Source organism: Streptomyces anandii JCM 4720 (assembly GCF_014650655.1).
In the GTDB taxonomy this organism is placed as follows: domain Bacteria; phylum Actinomycetota; class Actinomycetes; order Streptomycetales; family Streptomycetaceae; genus Streptomyces; species Streptomyces anandii.
Window position 1 is genome coordinate 7,524 of record NZ_BMVJ01000043.1, and the last position, 5,565, is coordinate 13,088.

At 72.7% G+C, this 5,565-nt stretch carries 6 protein-coding genes; all 6 read right to left on the reverse strand.

Annotated features, from left to right (window positions below; translation table 11 throughout):
• Positions 1-822 (reverse strand): AMP-binding protein (locus IE249_RS39560; RefSeq protein WP_229859989.1); only part of this gene is annotated, 822 nt, incomplete at its 3' end.
• Positions 823-837: 15 nt separating this feature from the next.
• The gene (locus IE249_RS34805) at positions 838-1,563 is read right to left on the reverse strand and encodes a thioesterase II family protein (protein ID WP_189711410.1); all 726 of its coding nucleotides are present in this window, start codon (positions 1,561-1,563) and stop codon (positions 838-840) included.
• A complete protein-coding gene (rfbB, locus tag IE249_RS34810; RefSeq protein WP_189711412.1) occupies positions 1,560-2,546 on the reverse strand; it encodes a dTDP-glucose 4,6-dehydratase in 987 nt (328 codons plus the stop codon). Before rfbB ends, IE249_RS34805 begins: the two co-directional genes overlap by 4 nt.
• The gene (locus tag IE249_RS34815; protein ID WP_189711414.1) at positions 2,543-3,610 is read right to left on the reverse strand and encodes a glucose-1-phosphate thymidylyltransferase; all 1,068 of its coding nucleotides are present in this window, start codon (positions 3,608-3,610) and stop codon (positions 2,543-2,545) included. Before IE249_RS34815 ends, rfbB begins: the two co-directional genes overlap by 4 nt.
• Positions 3,611-4,234: a dTDP-4-dehydrorhamnose 3,5-epimerase family protein gene (locus IE249_RS34820; RefSeq protein ID WP_189711416.1), complete on the reverse strand. Its 624-nt coding sequence runs from the start codon at positions 4,232-4,234 to the stop codon at positions 3,611-3,613.
• A 3-nt stretch (positions 4,235-4,237) separates the two neighbouring features.
• Complete coding sequence (gene rfbD, locus IE249_RS34825) at positions 4,238-5,284, reverse strand: dTDP-4-dehydrorhamnose reductase (RefSeq protein WP_189711418.1); 1,047 nt, start codon at positions 5,282-5,284, stop codon at positions 4,238-4,240.
• Positions 5,285-5,565: the final 281 nt, after the last annotated feature.

Genomic DNA, 5,565 nt, shown 5'->3' on the forward strand with positions numbered 1-5,565 from the left:
GGCCACCAGCGGGGCGTCCAGCGGGGCGGCGCCGACGCAGAACATCCGCGCCGACTCCAGGTGGGCGCGCAGGGCGGGCTTGCGGGTCACCAGGTTGAGCATGCTGCGGTAGCTGGAGGGGGTGGCGTCGACGACGGTGGCGCCGGTCTGCCCGGCCATGCGCAGCGCGTGGTCGAGCCGCCGGTAGGGGGCGATCACCAGGGAGCAGCGGGTCAGCCAGGCGATCAGGACCATCGACAGGCCGTACTGGTGGGCGAAGGGCAGCAGCGGCAGCAGCACGTCGCCCTCGCGGTGGCCGACCTGGGCGGCGTTGCGCTCGAGGTTGCGCAGGAACTTCCCGCCGGACTTGACGACGCCCTTCGGGGAGCCGGTGGAGCCGGAGGTCCACATGATCAGCCCGTCGGGCAGCCGGCCCCAGGCGTCGAAGGAGAGGCGCTCCGCGCCGTCGAGGGCCCCGGCGGCGGGCACCAGGAGCTGGTAGAGGTGCACCGGGTCGGCCTCGGCGTCGACCGGCGCGTCGTCGTCGACGAAGGTGACCTTCACACCGGTGCGCAGCGCGATGCGGCGAGTCTCCTCGGCTCGCTCCTGCTGGTCGACCAGCACGATGGAGGCGCCGATGTGCATGAGGGCGAACAGCACCGACAGGTACGCGGCGGAGTTGCCGGCCTTGAGCATGACCCGGTCGCCGGGTCCGACGCCGTGGTCGCGGATCACTGCGGCGACCCGCAGCGCGTCCCGTTCGAACTCCTCCAGGGTCTGCACCGAGTCGGGGGCGAATATCTTCGCCGGCCTCGCGGCTGTGGTGGTCTTCGCTGCTGTCATCGTAGGCTCCCTGTCCTACTCGGCGTCCAGAGTCCGTGAGGGGCGCAGGTGGTGCCTGCGTCCGAGCAGTCGCAGCTCTCCCCCGGGGCCCGGTGGTTCCGGCGGTTCGAAGGGCGGCAGGGACATGAGCTGGTCGTGAACGATGTTGATGACCTCGCGCTTGTGCGAGTCGAGGTAGTCGCGCGCCGCGGGAAGCGTCTCCAGGTCGAACGGGCCGCTGGTGCAGCGCCGCCAGGCCCGCACCCCGGCCGGTGTGACGGCGCGGTCGCGGTCGCCGGCGAGCGCCACGATGCGGCAGCGCAGGGTCGGCGGTCCGAGCGGTGCGTGCACGCACGGGGCGTTGCTGCCGGAGACGAACAGCGTCACCAGCAGCGGCGAGTTCTCCCGCTCCAGCCGTTCGGCCACGCGGTGGGCGAGGCGGGCGCCGGCGCGGTGCCCGAAGAACGCCAGCCGGCGGCCGGTTCGGCCGGTCCAGTCGCCGAGGGCCTCGAAGATCTTCGAGGCGAGCTCCTCGGAGTCGGGGACGGTCTGCGGCAGGTGGTCCCCGGAGTCGCCCGAGTCGCCGGGGTACTGGATCAGCAGCACCTCGACGGTGGGCAGCAGCAGTTCCGCCAGTCGCAGGTAGAGCGAGGTGGAATGCGTGTGGCCGGGAAAGCAGATGAGGCGGAATCTGCTCGGGGTCTCCGGTTGCAGAATCCTGATCAGCCCGATGTCGTCGGGCGTCTTCTCCTGTGTCGTCATGAAGCCGGCAGCCCCTGCCGCAGCGGCGTCCACACCTTGTGGTTGTTGCGGTACCACTCGACGGTCTCGATGATCCCGAGGGCGAAGTCGGTCACGGGCCGGTAGCCGAGGTCGTCGCGGATGCGCGTCCAGTCGACGCAGTAGCGGCGGTCGTGTCCCTTGCGATCGGTGACGTGCTCGACCCGGTCCCAGTCCGCGCCGCACGCCTCCAGCAGCATCCCGGTGAGCTGACGGTTCGTCAACTGGGTGCCGCCGCCGATGTTGTAGACGCGGCCGGGGGCGCCGCGGGTGAGGACCGCGAGCAGGGCCCGGCAGTGGTCGTCGACGTGCAGCCAGTCGCGTACGTTCTCCCCGTCGCCGTACAGGGGCACGGTGCCGCCGTCGAGGAGGCGGGAGACGAACAGCGGGATCAGCTTCTCCGGGTACTGGTACGGGCCGTAGTTGTTGGAGCAGCGGGTGACCCGGACGTCGAGGCCGTGGGTGTGGTGGTGGGCGAGGGCCAGCAGGTCGCTGGAGGCCTTGGAGGCGGCGTAGGGGGAGCTGGGCAGCAGGGGGTCGTCCTCGACGGAGGCACCGGTGGGCACCGAGCCGTACACCTCGTCGGTGGAGACGTGCACGAACGGTCCCACGCCGTGCCGCAGCGCCGCGTCGAGCAGTACGGAGGTACCGAGCACGTTGGTGGTCACGAAGTCCTGGGCGGACTCGATGGACCGGTCGACGTGCGACTCGGCGGCCAGGTGGAGGACGGCGTCGTGGCCGGGCATGACCCGTTCGATCAGCGCGGTGTCGGTGATGTCGCCGTGCACGAAGGTGAGTCCCGGCTCGTCGGCGACCGGGGCGAGGTTCTCGAGGCGGCCCGCGTAGGTGAGCTTGTCGAGGGCGGTGACGCGCACGTCGTCGCCGAGCGGCCGGCCCGGTCCGAGGACCGTGCGGACCAGGTGGGAGCCGATGAACCCGGCGGCACCGGTGATGAGGAGTCTCATGAGCGGATCTGCACTTTGCTGTGGTCGCCGAGGATCAGGCGGTGGGCTTGGGGGACGCGGGGCGCGGGGGTGACCTGGACGTCTCGTCCGATCATGGACGCCTCGATGCGGCGCACACCGTCGATGGTGGCGCCGCTCAGCACGATGGAGTACTCGATCTCGCTGTCGGCGATGGTGCAGTGGTCGGCGACGGAGGTGAACGGGCCGACGTAGGAGCCCTCGACGCGGCTGCCGCGGCCGATGATCGCCGGTCCGACGATCCGGGAGCGCGTCACCCGCGCCCCTGCCTCCACCACCACTCTGCCGATGAGTTCGCTGGCGTCGTCGACGCTGCCCTCGCAGCGCGGGTCCAGCCGGTCCAGGACCGACCGGTTGACCTCCAGCATGTCGGCCGCGTTGCCGGTGTCCTTCCAGTAGCCGGTGACCACGGAGGAGCGCACGTCGCTGCCGTGGTCGATGAGCCACTGGATGGCGTCGGTGATCTCCAGCTCGCCGCGCGCGGAGGGCCGTACCGCCGCCACCGCCTCGTGGATGACGGGCGTGAAGAAATACACCCCGACGAGCGCCAGATCGCTCTTCGGGTACGGCGGCTTCTCCTCGAGCCGGACCACGCGGCCGGCCTCGTCGAGTTCGGCCACGCCGAAGGCGGACGGGTCGCCCACGCGGGTGAGCATGATCTGGGCGTCCGGCCCGTCCCGGCGGAACGCGGCCAGTTGCTCGCTGATGCCGCCGACGAGGAAGTTGTCCCCCAGGTACATCACGAAGTCGTCGTCGCCGAGCCAGTCGCGGGCGGTGCGCACCGCGTGCGCGAGGCCCAGCGGCCGGTCCTGGGGGATGTAGGTGACGCTCAGTCCGAAGGCCGTGCCGTCGCCGACGGCGTCCCGGATCTCCGGCGCGGTGTCGCCGACGATGACGCCGGCCTCGGTGACGCCGGCCGCGGCGATGCCCTCCAGGACGTAGAACAGGATCGGCTTGTTGGCGACCGGCACCAGTTGCTTCGCCGAGGTGTGGGTCAGGGGCCGCAGCCGGGTGCCGGAACCCCCGGCCAGGACGAGCGCCTTCACTCAGGCCTCCAGTACGGGTTCGGGTGCCGCGCCGGGCGGCGGCAGGGAGCGCAGATGACGGCGGCACTCCTCGTACGACGGCAGCAGGTCGGCCGCCTCCAGTTCGGCGAGGCCGGGCGCCGCGGCGTCCTTCTCGGACAGCACCGGCTCGATCGCCGCCCACTCGATGCCGAGGCCGGCGTCGAGCGGGTGGACGCCGTGTTCGCGGTCCGGGCGGTAGCCGGTTGAGCACAGGTAGACGACGGTGGCGTCGTCGGTGAGCGCCTGGAAGGCGTGGCCGAGCCCCTCGGACAGGAACACCGCCTCACGGCCCCGGTCGTCCAGGTCGACCGCGGTCCACGCGCCGAACGTCGGCGAGCCGGTGCGCAGGTCCACCACCACGTCCCGCACCGCGCCGCGCACGCAGGTGACGTACTTGGCCTGTCCGGGCGGCACGTCCGCGAAGTGGACGCCGCGCACCACCCCGCGGCGGGACACCGAGCAGTTGGCCTGCGCCAGGTCGAGGCCGCGGCCGGTGGCCTCGCCGAGGCGCTCGCCCTGGAACCACTCCAGGAAGGTGCCTCGCGCGTCGCCGAACTGCCGTGGCCGGTGGAGCCAGGCGCCTTCGATGGGCAGGGGTTCCATGGGTCAGCTGCCCTCCGTCGCCGTCGCCGTCGCCGTGGCCGGTGCTGTCGTCGTGGCCGGCGCTGTCGTCGTGGCCGGCGCTGTCGTCGTGGCCGTCGTGGTCGTGGCCGCGGCGGGGTGCGCCGGGGGCGCGCCCGGTGCGATCGCCTCGGTCAGCGCGGTCCGCCAGTGCCGCATCGGGGACAGTCCGGCCTGGGCCCACCGGCCGTGGCCGAGCACGCTCCAGGCGGGCCGGCGGGCGGCCCGCGTCAGTCGGTCGCTGCCCATCGGCCGCACCCTGAGCGGGTCGGCGCCGAGCAAACGGAAGACCTCCTGGGCGAGTCCGTGCCAGGTGGTGCGTCCGGCGCCGGTGGCGTGGAAGACACCGGCGGCCCGGGCGGCGGGCAGTGAGCCGAGCGCCACGAGGCGTTCGGCCACGTCGGGGGCCCAACTGGGCTGGCCGTGCTGGTCGTCGACCACGTCGGCGGCGCGGCCGGGCTCGCCGGCGATCCGGGCCATGGTGCCGACGAAGCCGGTGACGGAGGGTGTGGGGACCCCGGGGGCGGCGGGGCCGGGGGCGGCCGGGCCGTAGAGCCAGGAGGTACGCACCACGGCGGCGGTGTGCGGCAGGGCGGCCAGTACGGCGCGCTCGCCGGCGAGTTTGGTCCGTCCGTAGGCGGTGCACGGCTCGGGCACCGCGTCCTCCGGATACGGCGTGCCCAGGTGCCCGGAGGCGCCGCCGAAGACGTAGTCGGTGGAGACGTGCACCAGCCGGGCCCCGGACCCGGCGCAGGCCAGGGCGAGGTGGCGGGGGCCGTCGGCGTTGACCCGGGCGGCGGCGGCCTCGTCGTGCTCGGCGGCGTCGACGTCCGTCCAGGCGGCGCAGTTGACGACCGCGTGCGGCCGGTGGGCAGCTACGGCCTCGAAGACCGCGCGCCGGTCGGTGACGTCCAGCTCGTCGCGGCCGAGCGCCACCGTGACGGCGTCCGCCGCCTCCAGCCGCGCCCGCACCGCGCGCCCCAGCGTGCCGCCCGCGCCAACCACCAGCCACCGGAATTCGGTGGCCGGCAAAGGCGTTGTCGGTGAAAAATCCCTCGAGGCGATCACGCGCCGATGCTATGGGGTCGTTCGCGCATTCCCACACCCGCGATTTCCCCCTAGGCACCCCTAACCCGACTCGGCCACCCCAGAGCTGACGTCCGCTCAACCCACGGCGAAATCAACCGTGCTACACATGGCGGGCACCTTTGTCCTTTCCCTTCCGTCGGCGCACAACGTCGCGCAGCCAGGCCGCACGCGACCCTCGCGGCAGAACACCGGTGCGGCGGTGTCGCGTCCAGCCCGATTCACAG